Annotated in this window: 22 protein-coding genes; 9 read left to right on the forward strand and 13 right to left on the reverse strand. The window is 36.7% G+C overall.

All coding sequences use genetic code 11. The annotated features are described in order from the left end of the window. Positions 1-101: 101 nt before the first annotated feature. Genes LGQ90_RS02430 through LGQ90_RS02440 form a run of 3 tightly spaced genes read left to right on the forward strand, consistent with a single transcriptional unit; the run spans position 102 to position 3,144 of the window. Positions 102-1,565: a Gfo/Idh/MocA family protein gene (locus LGQ90_RS02430; protein WP_229337758.1), complete on the forward strand. Its 1,464-nt coding sequence runs from the start codon at positions 102-104 to the stop codon at positions 1,563-1,565. 6 nt (positions 1,566-1,571) lie between these two features. Beyond that, entirely contained in the window at positions 1,572-2,024 is a 453-nt protein-coding gene (locus tag LGQ90_RS02435; protein ID WP_229337760.1) for a 3D domain-containing protein, read from the forward strand. Positions 2,025-2,070: 46 nt separating this feature from the next. Then, positions 2,071-3,144: a transporter substrate-binding domain-containing protein gene (locus LGQ90_RS02440; protein ID WP_229337762.1), complete on the forward strand. Its 1,074-nt coding sequence runs from the start codon at positions 2,071-2,073 to the stop codon at positions 3,142-3,144. Here the strand turns inward: LGQ90_RS02440 and LGQ90_RS15030 are convergent. Continuing rightward, positions 3,141-3,275 carry a hypothetical protein gene (locus LGQ90_RS15030; RefSeq protein ID WP_262904322.1) on the reverse strand — a complete coding sequence of 45 codons (135 nt, stop codon included), beginning with the start codon at positions 3,273-3,275 and terminating at the stop codon, positions 3,141-3,143. The two genes, LGQ90_RS02440 and LGQ90_RS15030, sit on opposite strands and share 4 nt — an antisense overlap. A gap of 139 nt (positions 3,276-3,414) precedes the next feature. Between LGQ90_RS15030 and LGQ90_RS02445 the strand changes: the two genes are divergently transcribed. Next, entirely contained in the window at positions 3,415-3,567 is a 153-nt protein-coding gene (locus tag LGQ90_RS02445; RefSeq protein WP_229337765.1) for a hypothetical protein, read from the forward strand. A gap of 1 nt (position 3,568) precedes the next feature. Here the strand turns inward: LGQ90_RS02445 and LGQ90_RS02450 are convergent, their stop codons facing one another. Further along, positions 3,569-4,213, reverse strand: coding sequence for a hypothetical protein (locus LGQ90_RS02450; protein WP_229337767.1), 645 nt, complete (start codon positions 4,211-4,213; stop codon positions 3,569-3,571). A gap of 100 nt (positions 4,214-4,313) precedes the next feature. Between LGQ90_RS02450 and LGQ90_RS02455 the strand changes: the two genes are divergently transcribed. Continuing rightward, positions 4,314-5,645: an aspartate kinase gene (locus LGQ90_RS02455; protein ID WP_229337769.1), complete on the forward strand. Its 1,332-nt coding sequence runs from the start codon at positions 4,314-4,316 to the stop codon at positions 5,643-5,645. 76 nt (positions 5,646-5,721) lie between these two features. Here LGQ90_RS02455 and LGQ90_RS02460 read toward each other — a convergent pair whose 3' ends face one another. Together LGQ90_RS02460 and LGQ90_RS02465 are read right to left on the reverse strand one after the other, a co-directional pair. Beyond that, positions 5,722-6,954, reverse strand: coding sequence for a glycosyltransferase (locus LGQ90_RS02460; RefSeq protein WP_229337771.1), 1,233 nt, complete (start codon positions 6,952-6,954; stop codon positions 5,722-5,724). A gap of 24 nt (positions 6,955-6,978) precedes the next feature. Next, on the reverse strand, positions 6,979-8,790 hold the full coding sequence (locus LGQ90_RS02465) for a sodium:proton antiporter (protein ID WP_229337773.1): 1,812 nt from the start codon (positions 8,788-8,790) through the stop codon (positions 6,979-6,981). Between the two features lie 133 nt (positions 8,791-8,923). Between LGQ90_RS02465 and LGQ90_RS02470 the strand changes: the two genes are divergently transcribed. Then, a complete protein-coding gene (locus LGQ90_RS02470; protein WP_229337775.1) occupies positions 8,924-9,424 on the forward strand; it encodes a GreA/GreB family elongation factor in 501 nt (166 codons plus the stop codon). On the opposite strand, the gene LGQ90_RS02475 is transcribed toward LGQ90_RS02470, so the two are convergent. The 7 genes from LGQ90_RS02475 to LGQ90_RS02505 all read right to left on the reverse strand — a co-directional run bounded on the left by LGQ90_RS02475 (position 9,418) and on the right by LGQ90_RS02505 (position 18,029). Continuing rightward, entirely contained in the window at positions 9,418-11,988 is a 2,571-nt protein-coding gene (locus LGQ90_RS02475) for a hypothetical protein (protein ID WP_229337777.1), read from the reverse strand. The genes LGQ90_RS02470 and LGQ90_RS02475 overlap by 7 nt on opposite strands. 17 nt (positions 11,989-12,005) lie before the next feature. Next, positions 12,006-12,521, reverse strand: a complete 516-nt coding sequence (locus tag LGQ90_RS02480) for a DUF4402 domain-containing protein (RefSeq protein WP_229337779.1) — start codon at positions 12,519-12,521, stop codon at positions 12,006-12,008. Positions 12,522-12,530: 9 nt separating this feature from the next. Continuing rightward, a complete protein-coding gene (locus LGQ90_RS02485) occupies positions 12,531-15,335 on the reverse strand; it encodes a T9SS type A sorting domain-containing protein (protein WP_229337781.1) in 2,805 nt (934 codons plus the stop codon). A gap of 1 nt (position 15,336) precedes the next feature. Beyond that, positions 15,337-16,158: a fimbrial biogenesis chaperone gene (locus LGQ90_RS02490; RefSeq protein ID WP_229337783.1), complete on the reverse strand. Its 822-nt coding sequence runs from the start codon at positions 16,156-16,158 to the stop codon at positions 15,337-15,339. Positions 16,159-16,239: 81 nt separating this feature from the next. Further along, positions 16,240-16,734 (reverse strand): DUF4402 domain-containing protein, encoded by a 495-nt coding sequence (locus LGQ90_RS02495; RefSeq protein ID WP_229337785.1) that lies wholly within the window; start codon positions 16,732-16,734, stop codon positions 16,240-16,242. Between the two features lie 85 nt (positions 16,735-16,819). Beyond that, a complete protein-coding gene (locus tag LGQ90_RS02500) occupies positions 16,820-17,311 on the reverse strand; it encodes a DUF4402 domain-containing protein (RefSeq protein WP_229337787.1) in 492 nt (163 codons plus the stop codon). A gap of 214 nt (positions 17,312-17,525) precedes the next feature. Then, a complete protein-coding gene (locus LGQ90_RS02505) occupies positions 17,526-18,029 on the reverse strand; it encodes a DUF4402 domain-containing protein (protein WP_229337790.1) in 504 nt (167 codons plus the stop codon). A 210-nt stretch (positions 18,030-18,239) separates the two neighbouring features. On the opposite strand from LGQ90_RS02505, the gene LGQ90_RS02510 reads away from it, so the two are divergent. From LGQ90_RS02510 to LGQ90_RS02520, 3 genes are read left to right on the forward strand one after another with little or no spacing between them, the layout of a single operon-like run. Further along, a complete protein-coding gene (locus LGQ90_RS02510; RefSeq protein WP_229337792.1) occupies positions 18,240-18,656 on the forward strand; it encodes a DoxX family protein in 417 nt (138 codons plus the stop codon). Positions 18,657-18,659: 3 nt separating this feature from the next. Continuing rightward, positions 18,660-20,552 carry a decarboxylating NADP(+)-dependent phosphogluconate dehydrogenase gene (gene gnd / locus LGQ90_RS02515; protein ID WP_229337794.1) on the forward strand — a complete coding sequence of 631 codons (1,893 nt, stop codon included), beginning with the start codon at positions 18,660-18,662 and terminating at the stop codon, positions 20,550-20,552. 2 nt (positions 20,553-20,554) lie between these two features. Then, positions 20,555-21,901 (forward strand): GntP family permease, encoded by a 1,347-nt coding sequence (locus LGQ90_RS02520; RefSeq protein ID WP_229337796.1) that lies wholly within the window; start codon positions 20,555-20,557, stop codon positions 21,899-21,901. Between the two features lie 31 nt (positions 21,902-21,932). Here LGQ90_RS02520 and LGQ90_RS02525 read toward each other — a convergent pair whose 3' ends face one another. Further along, on the reverse strand, positions 21,933-22,259 hold the full coding sequence (locus tag LGQ90_RS02525; protein WP_229337798.1) for a hypothetical protein: 327 nt from the start codon (positions 22,257-22,259) through the stop codon (positions 21,933-21,935). A 143-nt stretch (positions 22,260-22,402) separates the two neighbouring features. Then, entirely contained in the window at positions 22,403-23,248 is an 846-nt protein-coding gene (locus LGQ90_RS02530; protein ID WP_229337801.1) for an OmpA/MotB family protein, read from the reverse strand. Between the last annotated feature and the right edge of the window lie 381 nt (positions 23,249-23,629).

Below are 23,629 nucleotides of genomic sequence, written 5' to 3' on the forward strand. Positions count from 1 at the left end.
ACAGATTAACCGATGATGACGCATTTTGTCATATTTTCATTAAATTAGGTGACGATTCTTATTAATATAACCTCAAAACTACCAAACTAATTAGCTTAGATATGAGTAAAATAAAGAAAACCAGCAGTTTAGATTCCCGTAGGGATTTTATGAAGAAATCAGCAATCGCCGCAAGCGGATTTATGATCGTTCCCCGTCATGTATTAGGCGGCCCCGGTTTTATTGCACCAAGTGACAAGCTATTAATTGCAGGAATTGGAGTAGGAGGCAAAGGAGAATCAGATCTTACTAGCTTTTATGAAAGCGGAAAAGCAGAGATTGCATTTTTATGTGATGTAGATGACAGAAGGGCTGCTGCTTCAAGAAAAAGATTCCCGAAAGCTAAGTATTATAAGGATTACAGGGAATTATTTGATAAGGAATCAAAGAATTTTGATGCCGTGAGTGTTTCTACACCAGATCATAATCATGCTGTTCAAACGATGGCTGCTATGGAACGTGGTAAACATGTGTATGTTCAAAAGCCTTTGACCCATGATATTTATGAAGCCCGTGCTTTAACTGAAGCTGCCAGAAAATATAAAGTGGTAACCCAAATGGGAAATCAGGGAGCTTCTGGAGACGGAGTGCGAAAAATGAAAGAATGGTACGATTCGGGATTGATAGGTGAAGTTGAAGAAGTTTATGTGTGGACCAACAGGCCTGTATGGCCGCAGGGAATTCCGTGGCCAAAATCATCTTCGCCGGTTCCATCTGAACTTGATTGGAAACTCTGGCTTGGTACAGCACCTTATAAAGAATATGTAGATGGATTGGTACCATTTAACTGGCGAGGCTGGTGGGATTATGGAACCGGGGCACTGGGAGATATGGGATGCCACCTTATTGAACCACCGTTTAGTGTATTAGGCCTTAAATATCCAAAAGATGTTGAATGTAGTGTTGGTAGTGTATATGTAGATGAATTCCAAAGAGGATATTTCCCTGAAAGTTGTCCGCCTTCAAGCCACGTGATTATGAGTTTTGACGGAAAAGAAGCAAGTTCTAAAGATATCACCCTGCACTGGATGGATGGTGGAATAAAACCAATGCGACCTGAAGAATTAGGTCCTGAAGAAACCTTTGGAGATGGGGGTAATGGAGCCCTTATCATTGGATCTAAAGGAAAGATGATGTGTGGTACTTACGGATTGAATCCACGCTTACTTCCTACTTCAAAAACCGATGAAGTAAATGTTCCTCAAAAATATGAAAGAGTGCCTGGGGGAATGGATGGTCATTACGCACAGTGGGTTGAAGCTTCGCTCGCAGGTTATGGCAATAAAGAAGTAAGCTCTCCATTTGATATTGCAGGACCTCTCACAGAATCCCTTCTTATTGCAAATCTGGCGATTAGAGGTTATGATATTCAGGAGACCAGGAAAAATTCAGATGGTGAAGACCGTATCTATTATCCGGGAAGAGATATTAAAATGATCTGGGATGCAGAGAATATGAAGGTTACTAACTTTGATGCAGTCAATCAGTTCGTGAAGCGGGAATATCCGGAAGGTTTTACTTTATAGAGCTGAATGTGTGATAAGAAAAACTTTTTTCTGAACTTAAATCAGTACTTATATCGTGCTATAGTATTATTAATATTATGGACATTAGCCTACTCTTGTAAAAGTAAAAAAGAAGAAGATGTAGATTGGATTACGGTTTGTGTGACAGCTACCGCCTATAATTCTTTAGGATATCAAACCGAAGGTCAACCCAATATAACAGCCTGGGGGGATACCTTGAAACCTGGAATGAACGCAATTGCCGTTTCCAGGGATCTTATAGAATTAGGATTGGATCATAACTCAAAAGTTAAGATTGAAGGTTTTGATAGTATTTTCTTGGTAAAAGATAAAATGCATTATCGCTGGAGAAATAAAATCGATATTTATATGGGGGAGAATGTAGAGAAAGCAAGGAAATTTGGCAGGAAAAAGCTTAATATCTCCTATATATTTCACAAGGACTCTATTTCAAATTAAGTAGTGTAATATCTTTATCCTATATTCGAAATTTAAAAAATTATTGATGTCTTTTTTTCGAAGTACCTTCTTATTGATTTTTATATTATTCATTCCTTTTCAAGGATCTTCACAAAAAACCGATTCTCTTAAGATTCAGAAAAAATTAATAATAGGAATTACCGAAACTCCTCCTTTTGTCGAAATAAATCCTCAGGGATACTCCGGTTTAAGCATTTCTTCCTGGAAAATGGTGAATGAGCAACTGCAGATGGAGTATGAGTTCAGAGAATATGATGATCTTGGAAGTCTGCTGGATGGAATTGAAAATGGAGAAGTAGACCTTAGCGTTAATCCAATTACGGTTACAGATAATCGTATGAAGCGCATGAATTTTTCCCAGCCTTACTTTATCTCTCATACCAGTGTGGCAAAAAAGAAAGAATCTAACATTTTAAAACATCTCAAGAATTTTTTTAGCTGGGATTTCTTTTCTGTCATAGCCCTTTTATTATTAGTCATATTTATATTTGGAAGTTTGGTTTGGTTTTTCGAGCGAAAGAAAAACCCTGAAGAATTTGGAGGTAGTTTTAAGGGAGTTATGCAGGGATTCTGGTGGAGTGCGGTTACCATGACTACCGTGGGTTATGGAGATAAATCACCCAGAACCACCGGGGGTAGAATAGTGGGACTTATCTGGATGTTTATGGCGGTTATCATCATATCAAGTTTTACAGCGGGAATAGCTTCTTCCTTAACTGTAAAAAGTATCAATGAAGAAATAACCAACATTCAGGATCTGGAAAGATTCAAGGTAACCACGGTGAGCAGTTCAAGTTCACAGGAACTTCTGAATCTTTATAATATTGAAAGTGATCTGGTAAACAGCGGCTCAGAAGGTCTGCAGGCTATTCTTGATGAGAAATCTACTCTTTTTGTATATGATGAACCTATTCTTAAATATGAGATAGAACGAAGAGATCTAGCCGACGATCTTGAAATTCTGGGTCAAAGCCTGAAAAAAGATTATTATAGCTATGCATTCCCGAAAGATTCAGAGCTTTTAGAAATAGTGAATCCGGTGCTAGTAAGAACACTTAAAAGCATGGAATGGGCTTCATTGGTTAAAGATTATAATTAACTACCTAGTCCTAAATATCCTAATAAGATCCAAAGGATAATAAATACCACGATTATTCCAATGCAGCCACAGCCACCACCCAGTTTTTTAGCTCCCCAGCCTGCCAGGAGAGCCCTTAAGATATTCTTCATAATTGATTGATTTTACTTATTAAATTTATAATCAACCGGAATGAAAATAATCTATATTATGAAATATTTAATTAATATTATTTTAAGTGTTTGATTTTTAGTATATTGAACTCCGTTTTTGAAAACTACTAACCAATCAATGTTTACTCAAGATAAATCAAATAGAAATTCTGATCTGGAATTTTTCCGGGCTGCAAGGAAAAATATAAATAAGATAATTTATATTGCAATTGCCATCATTATTGTTTTAGCAGTAGTAGCAATGACCGGTGTCTATTATGAATACTGGTAGATTATTGCTTAATTTCATTCATGAGTAAAAAGGCTTTATTCACATATTCCTTTTCAAGAAACAGAGCAAAATAGTTTGATGTGGAGATCATTTCAAAAATTGGAATTCCTTCATACGCCAGCAATTTAAAAATATAAAAATACAAACCTACACTCTGCGAACTGTTCTTGGGCAGTTCAATCGTTATTGAAGAAAGTTCTTCTTTAATTGAAACTCTCACTTCACTTCTAAAACATTTTTCGACCAGATCTGTCAGCGAAGAAGATACCAGAATATTGCTTTCCTGATAGTTACTGGAATAATTGAGATATACTCCGGTTTGATCTTTTACGGCTTCCATTAATTTAATCTTATTGGCGATAATAGTCTTGGAATTAAGGAAAGTATATTCTGTGATCCCCGAACGTACAATAATGTCTCCCAGTTCACGCAGACTCTGCATATTTACCTTGGTCCTGGTGGGGGCATAACGTCTTAGAGCCATAATGATACTTCCCTGTTTAACCGGTTTTCTCATTTCCTTTTCCACCTGAGTTTGAATATCAGCGGCTAAACCGCTAAAGTTTACGATATCTCTCGCAATCGCATCATCCAGAAATGGTTGATGCCTAATTATATCATGTACACAGGTAGTGATGGTCTTCATTGTTAATTATTGAACATTTTGTACAAATGTATATAAAATGAAATATAATTTTTGTGTCACTTTATTTTAATAATACCTATGCAGCCTGAATTTACTGGATATGAAAGTTTTAAAATTTGGTGGTACATCGGTTGGCTCTACTGCCAGCATTCGAAATGTAAAGAATATTATTTCCAATCTTCCCGGGAATAAATTACTGGTATTATCGGCCATGTCTGGAGTCACCAATCATTTGGTGGAGATTTCAGATATGGTTAAAAGTGGAAGAATCTCTAAAATTTCTGAAAAAATAGAGTTTTTAAAAATTAAGCATTTCGAGCTAATAGACGAATTGATCTCCGATGAAATTTTCAATCAATCTGTAAAAGCTGAAATTCTTGCTCAACTGGAAGAACTTTTGCTGGTTTCTAACAGTGAATGGAACATGGAAACAGATGCGAAGATTACCACAACGGGAGAAAGGCTTTTGACTTTTATTTTCAGTTCTTATCTAAAAACTGAATCTTTAGATAATACATTGCTGGATGCCCGAAAATTTATGCATATAAGTAATCTGGAAAACCCTGACACAGGCCTGGTTGGAGAATTACTGAACGATATTCTAAAATCTTCTGAAGAGAGTGACATTTTAATTACTCAGGGTTTTGTGAGAATGGATTCACAAGATAAAGTGAGCACTTTAAAAAGAGGAGGCAGCGATTATACTGCCACTATTTTGGGAGCGGCGATAAGAGCTACTGAAATCCAGATCTGGACAGATATAAGCGGCCTGCACAATAATGATCCCAGGTTTGTTGAAAATACACAGCCGGTGTCGCAGTTGAGTTTTGAAGAAGCTGCCGAACTCGCATATTTTGGAGCTAAAATTCTACATCCTCAAACAATATCTCCGGTTATAGGAAAAAATATACCTGTTTATTTAAAAAATACATTCACCCCGGAAGCCACCGGTACCTGCATTAGTGCGTTAGCAGAAAGAAAGGGACTAAAAGCAATATCAGCGAAAGACGAGATTACGGCCATCAAGATCAAGTCCAACCGAATGCTGATGGCGCATGGTTTTCTAAAAAAGATATTTGAAGTTTTTGACAAATATGAAACTTCGATTGATATGATCACCACGTCAGAAATCGCAATTTCATTGACGATAGATAATACTTCGAATCTTGATATAATTCTGGATGAGCTTGATAAATATGGAGAGATTAGCGTGGATGCTAACCATAGTATTATATGTGTGGTGGGCGAAGGGCTTATAGAAGATAGAGGCACTTCCAGACTTTTTGAGATCTTACAGGATGTCCCCGTTAGAATGATCTCTTATGGAGGTAGTAATAATAATATTTCACTGCTGGTTGATACCAGAAATAAAATTGAGGTTTTGCAAAAGCTTAATGAAAAACTATTTGTGAAACAACTAAACTCTGTTTAACGGTTTTGTTTGAGTTTGTTAAACTGTTTTTTTGTGTAGTGAAAACCGCCGGGATGTATTTACAGCCGGCGGTTTTTTAATTTCGGCGTTTATTTTTTTCTTCAATGAATTTAGACATGAAATAGGTGCTTTTGTGTAAATGGTGTTTCAGCATCTTGCCTGTAAAATTTAATGATCGGTGAGTCTGGAGGTCATTAAAGAGTTTAGCTAACTCTTGTCTGAAATGGCCTAAATATTCTGTTTTAAGGAAACGTTTATTAATAATTTCAAATCCCAATCCTTGTTTTTCTTTCCACAGGTCTTTTTCTGAATACAGCTCAACTGCTCTGATAATAAATTCTTTATCTGAATTAGTTATAAAACCATTCCACTTCATTTTGCCATTAATCCCTTCTGCTCCTAAAGGAGTGGTAACAGAAGGTGTCCCATTTTGCATAGCTTCTACCAGTTTACCTTTTAATCCTGCGCCAAACTGAATAGGAGCGAGGCAAAGCCTCCCATTTTTCATCACTTCTACTGAACTATCTGCCCAGCCATTCACCATAAAATTCTCTTTTGGATTATGCAGATTTAAAACTTTTTGTGAGGGATAGGCACCATAGATCTGCATGCTGGCTTCAGGAAGTTTTTTCCTTATTTCCGGCCATATTTTTTCCTTTAAATAAAGTACCGCATTCCAGTTAGGTTCATGTAAAAAATTCCCAATGCTGATAAAATCTTTTCGTTCTTCAAATTCAGGAAGACGGTGTTGGTTTTCTTCCGTGATTTTTTCCAATAAAAATGGCAGGTAAAAGAGAATATTATCAGGAACCTGAAATTGGGATTTTAGTAATTCTATTTCAATTTCTGAAATCATCAAACTAAGATCACATCTGTATATCGCGGCGATCTCTCTTTTAGCAATTTCTGAATCGAGATAAGATACATCAGACTTTTCTTTATATGCTTGTTGACGTGCTTTACGCAGGAAATGAAGATCTTCTGTATCAAGAATTTTTATAGTTTCAGGACAAATATCATCAACTCTCCATCCAAATTGTTCTTCCATCATAAAGCGATCAAAGAGCACCACATCTGGTTTTAATCTTTCAAGGAAAACATCAAATTCAGGATCATTTAATTTTATTTTTTCAGTTTCAATTTCTAAAGCATTTAGATCTACTTTGTTATCGGTATCACGGGCCGTAGTAGCGAAAGTGATCTCATACTTCTCATTTTGAAAGAACTCCAGTAATTGCATCATTCGGGTGCCTGCAGCCGAGGATTTTGGTTCCGGCCAGACATGTCCGATAACAAGCAATTTTGGCATATAATTTTTTTCAAAAATAAGACTTTATAATTGTCCTGAAAGAAGAATGGTCGCCGTGATCCAAAGCGCAATTGAAACTACACCTCCTATTAATAGAAAATGTTTGAATTTATAGATTCCCATTCCGTAGATAATGGTATTTGTCTGATAACCTACCGGAGTAAATAAACTGAAATTTGCGGCAAATAATACCGCCAGAATAAAGGGTTTGGGATCTAGTTTTAAAGAAGTGGCAATAGTGATGGCAATAGGAGCAATAATGATCGCCGTGGCATTATTTGAAATAAATCCGCTTAAGAACATGGTCACAAAGAATAGCAGCCCAATAACCACAAAATTCGCCTTCTCATCAAACAATTTCAGGAGATTATCTGAAATCCATTGATCGGCACCGGTGTTGCTCATGGCTACACCTAGCGGGATCATTCCGGCAAGTAGAAAGATGATCTGCCAGTTTACCTGTGAATATATTTTCCCGAGATCTATACATTTTAAAAAGATCAACAGAAAACAACCAATAAGCGCACTTTTTAAAATTGGGAAAATTGAGAATGCAGATAGGCCAATTACCAGTAAAAGTATCCCAAAAGTCAAATTTCGTTTCCATTTGGTAGTAACCTTGATATCCTGATGTTCCTGCAGAATACTGATATTGTCCATTTTACTGAGATGTTCCAGATCATTCTCTGTTACTTCAACTAACAAACGGTCACCGACTCTCAATTCTATATCATCAGATTTCTTGTCAAAAATTCTTCTCCCAGGATTTCTGAAATTTCTTCTTTTTCTAATCGCCAGGGGTACCGCGCCGTGAAGATCATACCAACCTACAGTTTTAATACTCTTTCCTATTAATGGGGAATTAGGGAGCATCAGTAATTCCACCACCTGAATATTCTCTTCAAGACTTTCTTCAGTTTCCTCTTCTTGATCTCCTGGTTTTAAATCTGATTTTTTAATAATGATAAGATCTCCCGATTCCTTCAGTTTGATGAGCTGCTCAATATTACAGCGTAATAATAATTGATCTCCTTCCTTTAGCGTGGTATATTTTCCCGGGTGTTCATTGATCACTGCGGCACGTTTCATTCGGATCACCTCGATGCCTTCATTTTCACTTCCAAATACTTCCCCTATATTTTTTCCAATAAGTTCAGAATCCTTAGCTACGATTCCCCGGGTTATAAATTCGTCCAGATCATACACATTTGATATACTGCTTTTTTTATTCTTCGGAAGAAAGTGGGCCATCAAACTCACAATGATCACGGTGATGATTAGAAATATCCCTCCATACCAGGAAAATTCAAAAAAACTGAACTTTTCCACACCTCTCTTTACTGCCACGGCATTCACGATAAGGTTAGTGGAAGTTCCCATAAGTGTAAAACTCCCTCCAATAATCCCGGCAAATGAAATAGGCAGTAGTAATTTAGAACTGGGAATATCATATTTCAGGCTTAATTCGTCTATGATTTTCACAAAAACCAGTACAACTGCTGTAGTGTTTATAAATGCGGAAATACCCCCGGCAATAAACATAAACACAGGAATCATTAAAAACAGGGGTAAACCACGTAATTTTTTTAATCCGTTGGCAAGCCAGTCTATCACGCCATTACTTTCCAGCCCAATGGCAATGATCATAAGAGCTAATACGGTGATGGTTGCGGGGCTTGAAAATCCTGAAATAGCTTCCTCGGGACTAATAAGATTGGTAATTAAAAGGCTTACCATTATGAAGAAAGCGATTTTGTCTACTGGAAATACTTCCAATGCAAAAAGGAATATCACAATGAGAATGATGGTAAACAAAATGATAATCTCCAGAGTCATGCTTTTATTTATTCAATAAAAGTAGTTTTAAGTTCGTATTCCTGTTTTACTTTCTGAAATATTTATGATTCCTGCTTTGGTAGAAAGAACTCATATTGATATTATTTCCTAGATTACATAGAAAAACAAAAGTATGAGTAGAGGATTTGTAAAAGAAGAAGATCAGGAAGAACCGGTTTTAATACCTCCCAGAGCAGCAATCCCCGAAGGAGCGACCAATTATGTGACACCAAACGGGCTTGCAGAACTTAAACAGGAATTAAAAGATCTTGAATATGAAAGAGCACACGTAGAAGCTGAAAATGATACCGAGAAAAGAAGAGCCCAAAGCCTGATTGACGGAAAAATAAATCTCCTCTCGGAACGGCTGCAAACTGCCAGGCTCCTCGATCTTAAAGATCAACCTGATGATGAAATAAGGTTTGGGGCGAAAGTCAAACTTAGAAATAAAACCTCCGGACAGCTACAGGAGTTTCAAATAGTTGGAGTAGATGAAGCCGATATCAAGAAGAAAAAGATCGCTTTCGTAGCTCCTATTGCTAGAGCTATTACCGGGAAAAAAGTAGGGGAAGAAGTAGATTTTAAACTTGGGGAGGAAATCAGGAAATTGGAAATATTAGATATTAGTTATTGACCTTTTTGAATGGTGAATTCCAATGTATCTACAATATCCCCATATTCATCTATCTCAATTTCAAATTGAATAGCTTCACTTGCGTCATAATCAAGTTTCTGCATTTGTACCGGATCAATTTCAGCGGTATAGATACCAGGCTTAAGACCCAGGTAAGTAAAATAACCGTCTCCTTCAGTTAGAATTGATTTTACAAGATCTCTGTTCTCGTCCAGGATATTTACCGTGATCCTGCCCTGACCGCGAAGCTTGTTTTCCTCTTTGAAATAGACCATTCCGGCCACTTCTCCTAGAACTTCTACCGGCACTTCAATTTCCTGAAACTGATTAGGTATTGTATGCACTTTTATTTTTTCGTTCTTGACTTTCCAGGCAATATTATCAAGACTGTTTGGGTCTACTTCCAGCAAAATATCTATATATGGCTGTAGTTCGGTAATTCTCAGTACCGTTTCATCTTCATTATAAGAAAGCCTGCCTGCAGTGTTCTTAATTTCCATTCCACGTACCGCCGGTTCCATTGGATCTCGTTTCCCGTTGGTATTATAATCAAGAAATGGAATAATACTAAGAGCGGCCCTGGACATCGCGGTACGATTGTTTGCCATTATATAACCCGTATTATCATCTAATAATAAACTTCCACGAGCCGATTGGACAAAAGAATTATTTCTATTACCGAGTCTGGAGGTTACCGAGGTTTGTGCAAAGTTGAAGGCATATCTTAAACCGACTTCAAAAATATGCGCATTTCTAAGTAAATTATTCTCATAGGCCACATTTAAAAAGCCTTTGTCAAAAACCGGACGTTCTATTTCAAGTATGATATTGTTGAATTGATTTCGACTGAAATCGTATTGTACCTGTGGTGAGAAAAGGAATTTATTTGGAAGCCGATAATTTTGGGAAAGGGAGGTATATATGGTAGGATTTTTTACCCGATCGTTGTAGATACCATACGTAGTAAGGTTAGTACTAACGCCCATAATTGCCCCGGAAAGTAATAATTGCGCCGTAGTAAACTCGGTAGTAGGCATGATGATCTGGTTCACACTAAATCTGCTGAAAATCGAAAAGTTCTTAGATCTAATTGGCGCCGAGAAACTTATTTTCCTTTCTTCAAGATAATTAAAATTGATGGCGGTTTGGTCTTCATCGTATTTAATATAATTAAGATCTACCTGAACGTTTCCGGGAGTTCTATAACTTAGAAGTCCTTCGCCTTTTACGCCATGCATGTATTCTCCTGTAAATAGAAAATTTGAAGCAAATCTTATAGAAGAATTCACAAAGGGCATTACTTCCCTATCCAGCACCCCGGTAAAATATTCTGCACCCCCACCAATAGTGATAGAATTGCTAAGTCCGTAATTGAAATTAACCCGGGAAAATCTATCCAGATCCTCGTTTTCAACAATTCCGGCACTTATGGTGTATTCCAATTCATTTTTCGGTACAAAGTTATATGGGATATTTATAATGCGTTCTTCAATGCGCTCCTGACCGTAAGGGCCATAAAATTTTAATCGTACGGCGGTATTTCCATACATGAGCGGAACTTCAAAAGTATAGAAACCTGAAGCATCTGCCTGGGTAAATTCTACCAGAATATTGTTTACGTAAAGTTCAACTGTCCATCTGGGATCGGTATAATCGTTCAACAGGTAAGTCCCAAACGAACGTCTATTTTGAAACGGACTATTGCTTATCTGCACCCCACTTACGGGAGCGAATAGGGAAGAGGTAGCACGGGTAAATATCCTACCGGCAGTTACCTGTTTAAATAATTTGCTTTCATTATTAATATATCGCCACTGGTAGAATTGATTTCGGGAATTAAAAGGAACCCTTGTGGAATAATTAAGCATCAAATTGGTTTCACCACCAAGGAACATCGTTCCCAAACCAAGACTTAACCTATTATCGTTCTCAAAATTGCTTTGTTGTGTGGTGACCACGCCCCAATCTAAAGCTCCACCTTTAAAAAATGGATAACGCCTGGCCATCGTCGTATCTGGTTCTATAATACCTTTTACACGATTTAAATTCTCCCTAACTTTCTTTAGACGCATTTCTTTTATAACGGGCAGGTCTTTTTTAGTCTTCATAGTTACCGAAAGACTTCTGAAAGAAAAATTGGTATTTAAACCGAAAATTTCTCCGAAAAGATTCGATTTCAAATAAAGATTAAGCGGAGTTTTGATGAAATTCTCCTCGCTAAGCTGATATTCCTGATCTTTATAAAGAATTTTATTCTCTGATGAATTTATAACATACGAAGAATCGGGATGTATGATAAAACCTTCAATTCCATTTGAAGTTTCTTCATTTTTGATTTTCAGAAAATCGAATAAATCTTTTACAGGAATATAAGCATCCTGGTTTTTGATGGCGATAGGAATTTCGATAGTACCCAGATCAGGTACATTCATTTCTACGCTCAATTCATCATAGGCAGGATAATCTTCCTGAGCTATTCCCGAATAAGAAAAAGACAGTAAAATAAATACCGAAAATAGTTTTTTATAAAACTCAATAGAAAAAGCACAGAACAGTGTTTGCATTAAGCGAAGCCTTCTTACTATTGGTGAATAAAATTAAGGGTAAAAGTCCCATTATACCTACCTGGAAGATTTCCGGAATTGTCTGCAGGAATGGTTAAAGTGCCACCTACAAAAACTTCATTAGGAGTTTGTGCATTTGGAGACTGGGTTACAAAAGTGCGTTGACCGGTACTAAAGCTATCTATGCTAAGATAAATAATCCCGCCATTGCCATTTGTTAATTCAGTATCACCCATTTGTTGTATTTGGATTATAGTACCGGGATTGGCATAAACATCAAAAAGCGCAGCTGAAATTGGTTCACCAAAATTAAGTTCAAAAATATCCCCGTTCACCGTTCGCTGGTCATCATAACTCACACTAACATTTCCACCGGCATCTCCGACTGTGAAGGCACCAAAATTCAGGTTCCTGGAGGTTCTTACTTCCACTTCTATTGGGATAGGCGGATTTTCCTGTGCGCTAATTTCTATTACTGAAAACATCAATAGCAGGAGCCAGGAATGTTTTTTATAAAAGCGGAAATTATGCATGGTTTATTCTTATTTTTTGATGATTACTTTTTTCGCATATTGACCTTTACCCAGCTGAAGGTTAATAATATAAACTCCGTCACTGGTTATTCTATCAAAGATCACTTCATCCTGGCTTCCACCCGGTTTAGTCTGAAGTAATTGACCGGTCATCGTACTTGCCCGTAAAATGCCTTGTTGATTATTTTCTAAATTCAGTTTCACAATCACATCTCCATTTCTTACACCTACATGAAATAGTTCATTAAAAGCTACGGCAGGGTTAGCCACTTTTTCTTCAGAAAACATTAATTCAAACCTGGAATTATGCGTTCCTGCTTCAATATTAAAAGTATACTCAGGTTTTTTGCGCAGGTTTTGACCAATACCTTTGTTATGATCTATTAAATAGATGTTGAGATTTGGACTTATATTTTCTAGTGAAGCCAGGTTGATCTTCATTACTCCACTTTTCTCGGCTTTAATTCCTAACGGAATTTTTTTATAGTCGGCATTATCGGGATAAGAAATTGCATTAATGGCCAATTCCTTTTGATCTTCGGTAATATTATAAAAACTAGGTACCGCAGGATCAGTATTCATCAATTTATGCGCATCCATTTCTTTTTCAAAATTTGGAGTTGCAAAAGAAGAAAAATAGATGACCATAGGATCTTTAAGTTCAGCCTTATTAAATGCAGCTTCCAATCGAATTAAAGCTTTTTGATGGGTAAGCTGAGTTCTTAGGAATTCCTGTTCAAAATCGGTTACACGTACCCTGTTATCCATTCCAAAACTGCCAGTTTCTTTATTTTGAGTATCAGAATCACTTACCTTAATGAAGAAGCCCTGCATGGAAGGAATAATGTTGGAAGAGCGGCCATCGGCCTGCGGATTTCCGGTAGAAATATCGTTTACATACGCGGTATACTTACCGGTGTATTGGCTATTTTCACTGGCAGTAAAAAAGTAAATCCCATCATCAATATTATTTCGGGTCCATCCCTGAGCAGCATTCCAATTAATAGGGGAGGGATAGGGATTTCCCACCAGGTGAAAGCCTTTGGTATATTCAAGATGATTATTTTCTAACTGACGGGCAGGAATGTTTCCATTATTTACTTCACCAATTAATTCTATTGTTTGTGATCCTGAAGAAGCACCAAAATTAAGCGCGTAACCTTCAGCAGTATTTAAACTATTTTCGGTTTCGATATAAGGTTCCCAACCTGTAGCATCTCGAACGATATCGTTTATAGAAACATTTCGATTTTCATCATACCTATAGAAATGTGGAAAAGCAGTAACCGGATCCTGAAAATCCATATATGGCGCAAAATCACCAACTACAGAATTTTGAAACGGAGAACTAAAATATTTATAGCCAAAAGCTTTATCAAGATACCGCTGCATATTCACCAGACCGATTACTTCACCATTTCCACTGCCATCTATCAGCGCGGTTTGATTTTCATCTGAAATTAAAGTGAGATCATTCCCGGTATCAAAATTTCCTGCCTGAACTTTAAGTGTACCGGTAATTTCAATAGTTGTTTCTGATATTACTCCAGAAATATTATTTATTTGTAAATTTTGAATTCTATTATTTTCAAATGCTGAATTTGGAATAATTTGAGCTGAAGTTCCTTCAAAAGAAACGCTTCCTGTTTCGGTATTTAGAACTCCGGCATTGGTTAGACTCCCGGCAATGCGTAACCAGTTCCCATCTACTTTAATTGAAGCATAATCTTCGATAACAAGATCTTTGCTAAACGCATTAGTTCCAGATGAAATTACTGGATAATTATTTGAAGTCAAGCTATCTGGAATTGTAACACTAGTTTCAAAGGTTGGGATATAATTACAGCTCCAATTGGCATTATTATTCCAGTTTGTATCATCGTTTCCAGTCCAGATTCCAGCCTTTTGAACATTCAGGCTTACTTTACGAGAAATAGATATTTTACAATTGGTATTATCTGGATTAACTGGTTTTACAATAACCCGGTAAATATTTCCAGTATCACTTAATGTAGTATTATTTATAGTGAAAGTGTTTGAGTCAGTTCCAACCGGTGTCCAGTCATTATTTTGAAATTTCAGTTGCCATTGATAATTTACCCCATTAATCTCAGGAATACTGAAAGTAGCAGAGGCTCCTTCGCAAACAATCTGATTTGAAATATTACTTAGATCGTAGCAATTATTCAATTCTAATAATTCATCTGGGATATCAGGGTTATTTGCCAAATCATCTTCAGAACCATAGTCACAAGTACCGCTTTCCTCCGGGGTTCCAGAGTAACTTTCCTCCTCATCGCAATCTCCAAAATTAGGCCAACCATCTACATCACCATAAATGTAAATATTCCCATTCTCTACATCCAGACTACCCTGTCCTTCACTACCGCTTTTATTAAAACTTCCATGAATAATCAAATAACTGGAAATAGAAACATCAACTTTGTTGGAAGCAATAAAATCTCCGAAAATAATAACCCTCGCCGAATCTCCCATCCCGAAATATGAACCATTATTATCCATATTGATATTTCCATTTACCACTAAAGTACCAAGAACAATGATTTCACCGGTTTGACCAATGTTCAAATTGTTTATCTGAACAACGGAATCTCTCTCTATTGTTATGGAATGAGATAATTGAACATCATCGGTTGCTTCCGGTAACCCGGCTGGGTTCCATACTACTTCGTGCCAGTTACCATCTTCGGTTGAAACTATATCCTGAGCGAATGAAAATTGGAAAAAACACAACCCCACGACCAACAAGGCAAGTTTTAAAAATTTAAAAAACCGGGGGAAGTTTTTCTTCATATTATTTTAAGGAAATTTCCTTTGTAGCTAAAGTTTCTCCTTTCTCTTCTGAATAAGTCACTTTTATAATCCCTGTTTTCACATCAACGTCTCCTGCATTTCTAAGTTCAAAACTGAAACTTCTTTTCGAGTTAGGGGTATAGACTGAAATACCTTTGACCATACCTACTTCAGTTTCAGATCCATTGGGAGCGATGTGAGTGGCGGTTAAATTTCCATATGCTGACATATTTCCAGATCTATTTATCATTAGGGAAAGCTTTGGCGTTTCCTCCTGGGTGTTTAATGAAAGATCTGTTAATTCGATTTCTGTAGTTGATTTTCCCTGGCGAATAATAATTGGAATACTTATACCGAAAACGGTTTTGATATTGATGGAAATACCTTCGCTTGCTTCGGCTTCCTCAGCACCAAGAGCAGTTTGCTCTTCTACAGCTCTAAAATACATATGGGATCGGTATTCGCCCTGTTCAAGATCTCCGGTTCTGGTTAATTGTACGCGAATGGTTTGAGCTTCATTTGGAGCAAGACTAACCCGGCGAGGAAAATATCTTAAAAAATTTGTGGCAAAACGCTGAGCCTCTTCAGGTTCTTCTATCTGTTCAAAATTTCCATCCTGAGTCATTTTATAGTTCACAAAAGAAATTGCGTAGACTGCTGTATCACTTCCTGTATTTGCTAGATTTATTTCCTGTGAGCGTTCTGAACCGTCAAACACTAGGCGTTTAGGCATGATCATAAGATCTCCCTGTGCGAATACTGGAAGTCCTGAAAAAATTAAAATGAAAAATAGAAGTAGGGGGCTAAGTAGTTTTCTTACCATATAAGGGGGCTGGTTTTGTATAATATTTACTTAATTTCAAAGGTATAAATAAGAATTTACCTGTTAAGGAAAACTAAAAATTTAATTATAGGATACCGTTACATTAAAACCAGAGGAGTTGGTATAAAAGCCTGAAGTTTGATTAGCTTCAAGGTTTAATGTCGCACCAATTTTAATAATATCTATTAGATTACCTTCCTGAGGTTGTACCGTAAACCGATCAATTATTAAAATCTGATTTGGATTTTCCTGGTTATATAAAGTAAATTGCTCGGGAAGAGTTATCGAATAATTGTTATTTCCGTGGGTAACAATTGCCTCTGCAGGATTTACAGTCCCCGGAATGGAATTGGAAATCTGTACCCCATAAGCTACACGGGAACCATCTGGCGAAAGAATAACCTGTCCGGGGTTATAGGCGCTAATTATATTTCCAAAATCCAGGTCTACCGTTTTATCAATTTTAATAGGATCTATTACCGTGGCCCTGCTATTTACTGTCGCTGAAGCGGAAGCCTGGGCCGAACAGAACTGCTGGACAGATAGTGCAATAAAAAGAAAAAGTAGTTTTTTCATTTTTATTTTTTGGTTGATTAGTGGTTGATATAAAAAACGCCGCCACAGCGGGCGGCGTTTTTTATATTTTTATAAGGTATAATTATTATTCGTAAGCTACAGTTACAGTTACCACACCATCGTAAGTTCCCGCCACTTGACCTGAAGCAACTGTAAGAAGACCTCCAACTTTTAAAGTTTGCACCGCACCATTACCTGTTGCTGTACCATCAGTTTCTCCATCTACATCATGAGTAAAAGATACCGCCATATCATCACCAGCTCCAGTCAAAACAATAGAAGGAATAGATATACTATACGAATACAGATTAGCTGCAGTTACTTCAAAAGAAGCAGCCGTGATAGGATCGACTGAAGTCACTTCCATATTATTATTAGAAAATGATCGCGTACCTGCTGTATTCACTCTAACATTACCACCTTCTGCGGCAACAATGCTTCCAAAATTTAATGCAGTTCCATTTTCAACATTAATAGGAGTTACAATTTCAGCGAAAACGTCAGCTGTACCACTGTCATCTTGGGCAAAAACGCTTCCTGATATAAGCGCAAATAAAATAAAAGTAATCTTCTTCATAGTTTGTAGGTATATTAGTTTGATTTAGCGCTGTAAATATGGGTCCTTATATCAGGATTGACCAAAATTATTCGTTAAGCGGTAGATTATACTCGTTAAAAGGCTAAAAACAATGAATATTTATGATTTAATTTCGAAAAACGGGAAGCAAGGATAGAAATTACATTAACTATTTGTTAAGAAGAAAAGACTTACATAAAATACTTAGGGAAAATTAATTATAACTTACCGTTATTTCAATTGGATAGGGGGTGGTGTAAAGTCCTGGCTTTTGCGCTGCTGCAACTTCCAGAGTTGCGCCCAGACTTATAGTTTGAGAATCTGAAGTTAAAACTGAAATAGTACCAGTATTGAAATTTTTTAAAACCAATTCATCAGTTCCATTTAACATTCTAAAAGATTCTGTGGGTATATTAATGGTGTAAGCATATCCATTTTGTCCATTCACTTCAAAGGTTGCAGCGGAGACATTTGCTGTATTATCCAGCCGAACATCGCCAGTAGTACTTCTGGTATGATCTGGCTTTAGGATCACTGATCCACCATTGCCAGCATCTATATTCGCAAAATTCATATTAGAAGTGGTTCTTATAGAAACAGGTTCTATTATATTAGCAGAAGCCGTAAAGTTTGCAGATGCACTATATTGCCCAAATCCCTGACCCGAAATCATGCAGAGGATAGAAAAGATCAAAAGAATTTTCAGCTTTATAATCATATTTTAAATATATAAAAATAGATTTAAATATGTCGATGAAATACGTAAAAAATCGATAAAAAGTAATTCTTCTTTTTAATATGAGATTTTATCCCTTCCTACTATGTGAAAAATATTAATAAGAATATGTATCTAAAATTTAGATTTTCGAATTAATTCAAACAGGGATTGCTTTCTTTTCTATATTTTAGAAGTAAATCTCTTGATATTATGACAAACACTTACCGCACTAATTTAAATTTAAAGAATTTAGATCTGGGATTGTTGATCTTTAGGGTAGCTATTGCTGCTTTAATGTTAACTCATGGATTTCCTAAACTTCTTGATTTTTTTGGACCCGATGAAATTAAATTTGGAGACCCCATTGGTTTGGGGGAAAATTTGTCTTTTACTCTGGTGGTTTTTGCCGAGTTTATTTGTGCTGTCTTTATTTTATTAGGATTTCTCACCCGGTTTGCAGCAATTCCTATTATTATCACCATGGCGGTGGCTGCTTTAATTGTTCATATGCCCGATGGTTTTGGGAAGCAGGAACTACCTTTGTTATTTATGTTTGGGTTTATTCTACTCGCTTTTACGGGAGCAGGGAAATATTCAGTAGACTTTTTTCTTCAGAATAAAAAATAACCTTTGAACACTATCTATATCTTAATGGGCGTATCTGGAGTTGGTAAAACTACTTTAGGTAAAATGCTCGCGGAAGAATTGTGTTTAAGTTTTTATGATGCAGATGAATATCATTCAGATGCTAATAAGAAAAAGATGAATGCCGGTTTGCCTCTGAATGATTATGATAGGGAATCCTGGTTGCAATCACTTTCTGTTGCCATTCGAAATTGGTCGAATTCCAATGGAGCTGTTCTTGCCTGTTCAGCATTAAAAGAAAAATATAGAAGAAAATTAATCAGCAGTCCTTCAGTGAATGTTGAGTGGATCTATTTATATGAGAATTTTGAGACCATTGCCAAAAGAATAAAACTTCGAAAGTCTCATTTTTTTGATCCCACCTTATTAAAATCACAGTTTGAAACTCTGGAGGTACCTGGTTACGGGATACATATTAAAGTCGAGGATACTCCGGAAAATTCATTAAAAAAAATCATGAAGAAGATCAATAAACCCAGGATAGGATTGATAGGCCTGGGGGTTATGGGAAAAAGCCTTGCCTTGAATATAGCTGGAAAGGGATATCCAGTTTCAGTTTATAACCGGCAGGAAGGAGATAAAGAGAAAGATATTGCTAAATCATTCGCGAGTTCTCACGACAAAGATTTTCGCATTCCGGCATATGATGATCTTAAAAAATTCATTCTGGAACTGGAATCTCCCCGCAATATTCTGATCATGGTTAAGGCGGGTTCAGCAGTAGATGCAGTTATAAAGAACATACTTCCCTATCTTGAAGAAGGGGATGTTATTCTGGATGGTGGAAATTCACATTTTAAGGATACAGAAAGAAGGATAGCAGAATTACAAAAAAAAGGTCTGGAATATATAGGAATTGGTATTTCGGGTGGAGAGGAAGGTGCACTAAAAGGTCCTTCTATTATGCCAGGCGGCTCTGAGAAGGCGTATAAAAGAATTAAACCTGTATTAGAAGCTATCGCAGCGAAAGATAAAAATGGCAATGCCTGCTGTTCATATATTGGTACTGGAAGCTCCGGACATTATATTAAAATGGTTCATAATGGGATAGAATATGGGGAAATGCAACTTATTGCTGAATTCTATTATTTTATGAGGTTCTATCAGAAAAGATCTCCGGAAGAAATTTCTGATATATTTTCTGAATGGAATGTATCAGAAGAAAGCTATCTCCTGGAAATAACTTCTCATATTCTAAAAAGAAAAGAAAATGAAGAATATTTTATAGATAAAATTTTGGATGTGGCAGGCCAGAAAGGAACTGGGGGGTGGACCACTAATTCTGCTCTTGAATTAGGAGTAGCTCTGGATACGATCACAGCTTCAGTTATGGCCAGAAATATCTCCGGACTCAAGCTTCAGAAAGAAAAAGCAAGTGAACTGTATGGAGAATGGAATACAGGCCTAGTAGATATGTCTGAAAAAGACCTTTTTGCAGCCTATAAATCTGCTTCAATAATAAATCATTCGATCGGTTTTGAATTGTTACGAATGGCTTCTAAAGAGTATCAATGGAAATTGGAGCTTTCAGAAATTGCACGCATCTGGACTAATGGCTGTATTATAAGATCTTCTTTTATGGAAGAATTGGTTGAAATATTAGGATCTAAAAATGAAGGTCATTTGCTATTATCTTCAGATGTAATTGATCACCTTAATAAACGGAAAAAACAATTTACTACTACCATTTCAAAATCTCTGGAAGCAGGTTGTCCTATGCCGGTAAGTTCTGCCGCTTTAAATTATTTTCTGAATTTTATCAGAGGAAATTCATCGGCAAATATCATACAGGCGCAAAGAGATTATTTTGGCGCGCATACTTATGAAAGAACAGATAAACCAAGGGGAGAATTTTTTCATACAAACTGGGATAATTAAAGATGGACTTACAAATCTTATTTGCTGTTCTGGGCGGTATCGTCATACTTCTGTTCTTAATATTAAGATTGAAGATCCAGGCTTTTCTGGCATTACTTATTGTTTGCATTCTGGTAGGAATATTTGCGGGTTTACCCGCCACCGATATTATGTCTACAATGCAGCAGGGCATGGGCAGTACCCTTGGATTCGTGGCCACGGTTGTAGGACTGGGAGCATTATTTGGGGGAATCCTGGAACAATCTGGAGGCGCAAAAAATCTTGCAAAATACCTTCTTGCGAAAACCGGAGAAAAACGTTCACCCTGGGCAATGATGTTTACAGGTTTTATAGTGGCTATACCGGTATTCTTTGATGTGGCTTTTATCATACTGGTACCTATAACTTATGCTTTAAGTAAAAAGACCGGGAAATCTTTGCTGTTATACGCATTACCGTTGCTGGCAGGTTTAACTATAACACACGCATTTATCCCACCTACACCTGGGCCCATTGCTGTAGCCGATATTCTAGGAGCAGACCTGGGGTGGGTGATATTATTCGGAATTCTAACCGGTATCCCTGTAGCTATAATCAGCGGGCCAATTTTTGCAAAATATATTTCTAAAAGGATTTTTATTAAGCCTCTGGAAATAACTGATTCTGATGATTTTGATGAAAATAATTTACCATCGCCGGCCTTGATCTGTGCTATAATATTTGTTCCTATTTTTTTGATCGTAGCCAATACGGTTCTAAACAGTCCTTTTATTACTGAAAACTCAATTCACCCAAAATTACTATATGCGATTAATCTTTTAGGGCATCCCTTTACAGCCTTGATAATTGCAAACCTGCTTGCCTGGTATTTTATTGGGATTAGAAGAGGAATGGGAAAACAATTTTTAAATAAAACAGCCTTAAAATCTTTTGAAGCTGCGGGAATCATTATTTTATTGACGGGTGCTGGTGGTGCATTTAAACAGATCCTGATTAGGACCGGGGCAGGGGAGATGATAGCTCAACTGCTCAATGGAACATATTTTAGTCCATTGGTTTTTGGGTTTCTGGTTGCTTTGATTATAAGGCTTCTACAGGGTTCTGCCACGGTAGCCATGATCACTGCAGCTGGAATTACCGCTCCGGTACTAGCAAATTCCACATTGTCTCCCGCGGAAACTTCCCTGATTGTAATAGCAATTGCAGCCGGGGCTTCCGGTTTTTCACATGTAAATGACAGCGGATTCTGGCTCGTAGGTAAATATTTAGGATTAACCGAAAAAGAAACTTTCAGCACCTGGACGGTGATGACAGGAATGATAGCTATCCTTGGTTTGCTCGTAAGTTCAATTATTTATTATTTGATATAAAAAAACCGCTGGAAAACAGCGGTTCGTTATTTTATAATTTTTCATCCGATCCTGGATGATCTTTTGATTTTTCCTGATCAGGTCTTGCGCCCTTTTTATTGTATTGCCAGTTCTGCTCATCTGGTATTCTACCTTCCTTGTCAGGGAGATTTGCATTACTTGCGGGAACATCTAATTCATCTGCCGTAAAGTCGACATCACGCTTTCTATCCAACGCTTTATCCTGGCCTTTGTTCATACTACGTCCTTTCGCATTAAGAGCTTGTTTATCCTCTTTGGTTACTTCGGGATTATAAGGCATATCCGCAGGTTTAGACTTTTTTTCTTTTTCTTCGGGTCTATTTACTTTCTTCTCCATAACTCATCAATTTTAATTCTCTTTAATTTAAAAAATAAGACTTAGAATAGCTTGAGGGACGGGTTAAATTCAAGTTAAACCTATATATAAAAAAGGAAAGCCGATAGACTTTCCTTTTTAAGTTACTATAACGAAATAAAAATTTATTGCTTAGCTACGGCTGCATCACCTTCAAGCATTGCAAAGAATTTATCCAGATTTGGAATAATTACAATTCTTGTTCTACGGTTTTTAGCCATATTCTCTTTATTGGTGTTCTCAACAAGTGGTTGATAACTACTTCTACCAGCAGCGATCAATTTAGATGGTTCTACATCATATTTATCCTGCAGTAATCTTACAATTGAAGTAGCTCTTCTTACACTCAGGTCCCAGTTATCTTTTAAATAAGATTCTTTTACCATGGTTCTGTCATCTGTATGTCCTTCAATCATTACTTCCATAGCTGGCTCACTATTGATCACTTCAGCAAGTTTTTTTAGTAATGGCTGAGCTTCCTTAGTTACTCTATAACTACCACTTCCGAATAAAAGTTTATCTGAAACATTGATCATTACCACCGTTTCATCTACACTAATATCAATATCATCTTCATCTGCACCTTCAGAAATATTCTTCTTTAAATTATAAGATACTACCAGGTTGATTGAATCTTCCAGAGTTTCTGCTCCTGCAACTTTTTCCGGATCCATCTTGGCGATGGTGCTACGCATTTTGTCTTTTGTATTCTTAGACATCACCGTTAGGTCATTCATTTCCATCATTCCCTCGTTTTCAGTTCTAAGAGAATTTATTTTGGCATTATAATCAGCCACTCTTTCCTCAATACGGGCATATTTTTCTTCAATCTCTTCTTTTTCAACACGTGTTTTCTGTAAGGTACTTCTGGTATCATTAAGTTCGCCTTCCAGTGCTACATATTTCTTTTTAGAAACACATGAGGTAAGCATGGTAGCTGCTAATACGGTTACAGTTATTACTTTTTTCATAAAATCGGATTTTTAATTTTTTTTGTGATTATTTAGTTTGACTAATCCCTGTTAATTGGACTATAATAGTGCCATTCCCTTAAGAGTAACACCTGTTGGGTGCTGCTTTGTACCTATGAGAATCAATCAAAAGTCTTCCTGTACACTGTTTCCCAATAGTTTACTCATATTATTTATTGACGTTAAATTCTTTTAGACGAATTGAAGTTTAGATCTTCAGAAATCATTAAAAACTGTGGAATTAGACCGAAACTGTAGAAAATTTCTTCACTTATTTACGAAATTACACTAACATTCATCCCCTGTTTTAATGCCGCCTTACCAGCTTTTTAACACAAGTTTACCAGAAATTGGGATGTAATGGTTTCGCGGAATAAGAGC

Source organism: Christiangramia sediminis, assembly GCF_020552705.1.
Taxonomy (GTDB): domain Bacteria; phylum Bacteroidota; class Bacteroidia; order Flavobacteriales; family Flavobacteriaceae; genus Christiangramia; species Christiangramia sediminis.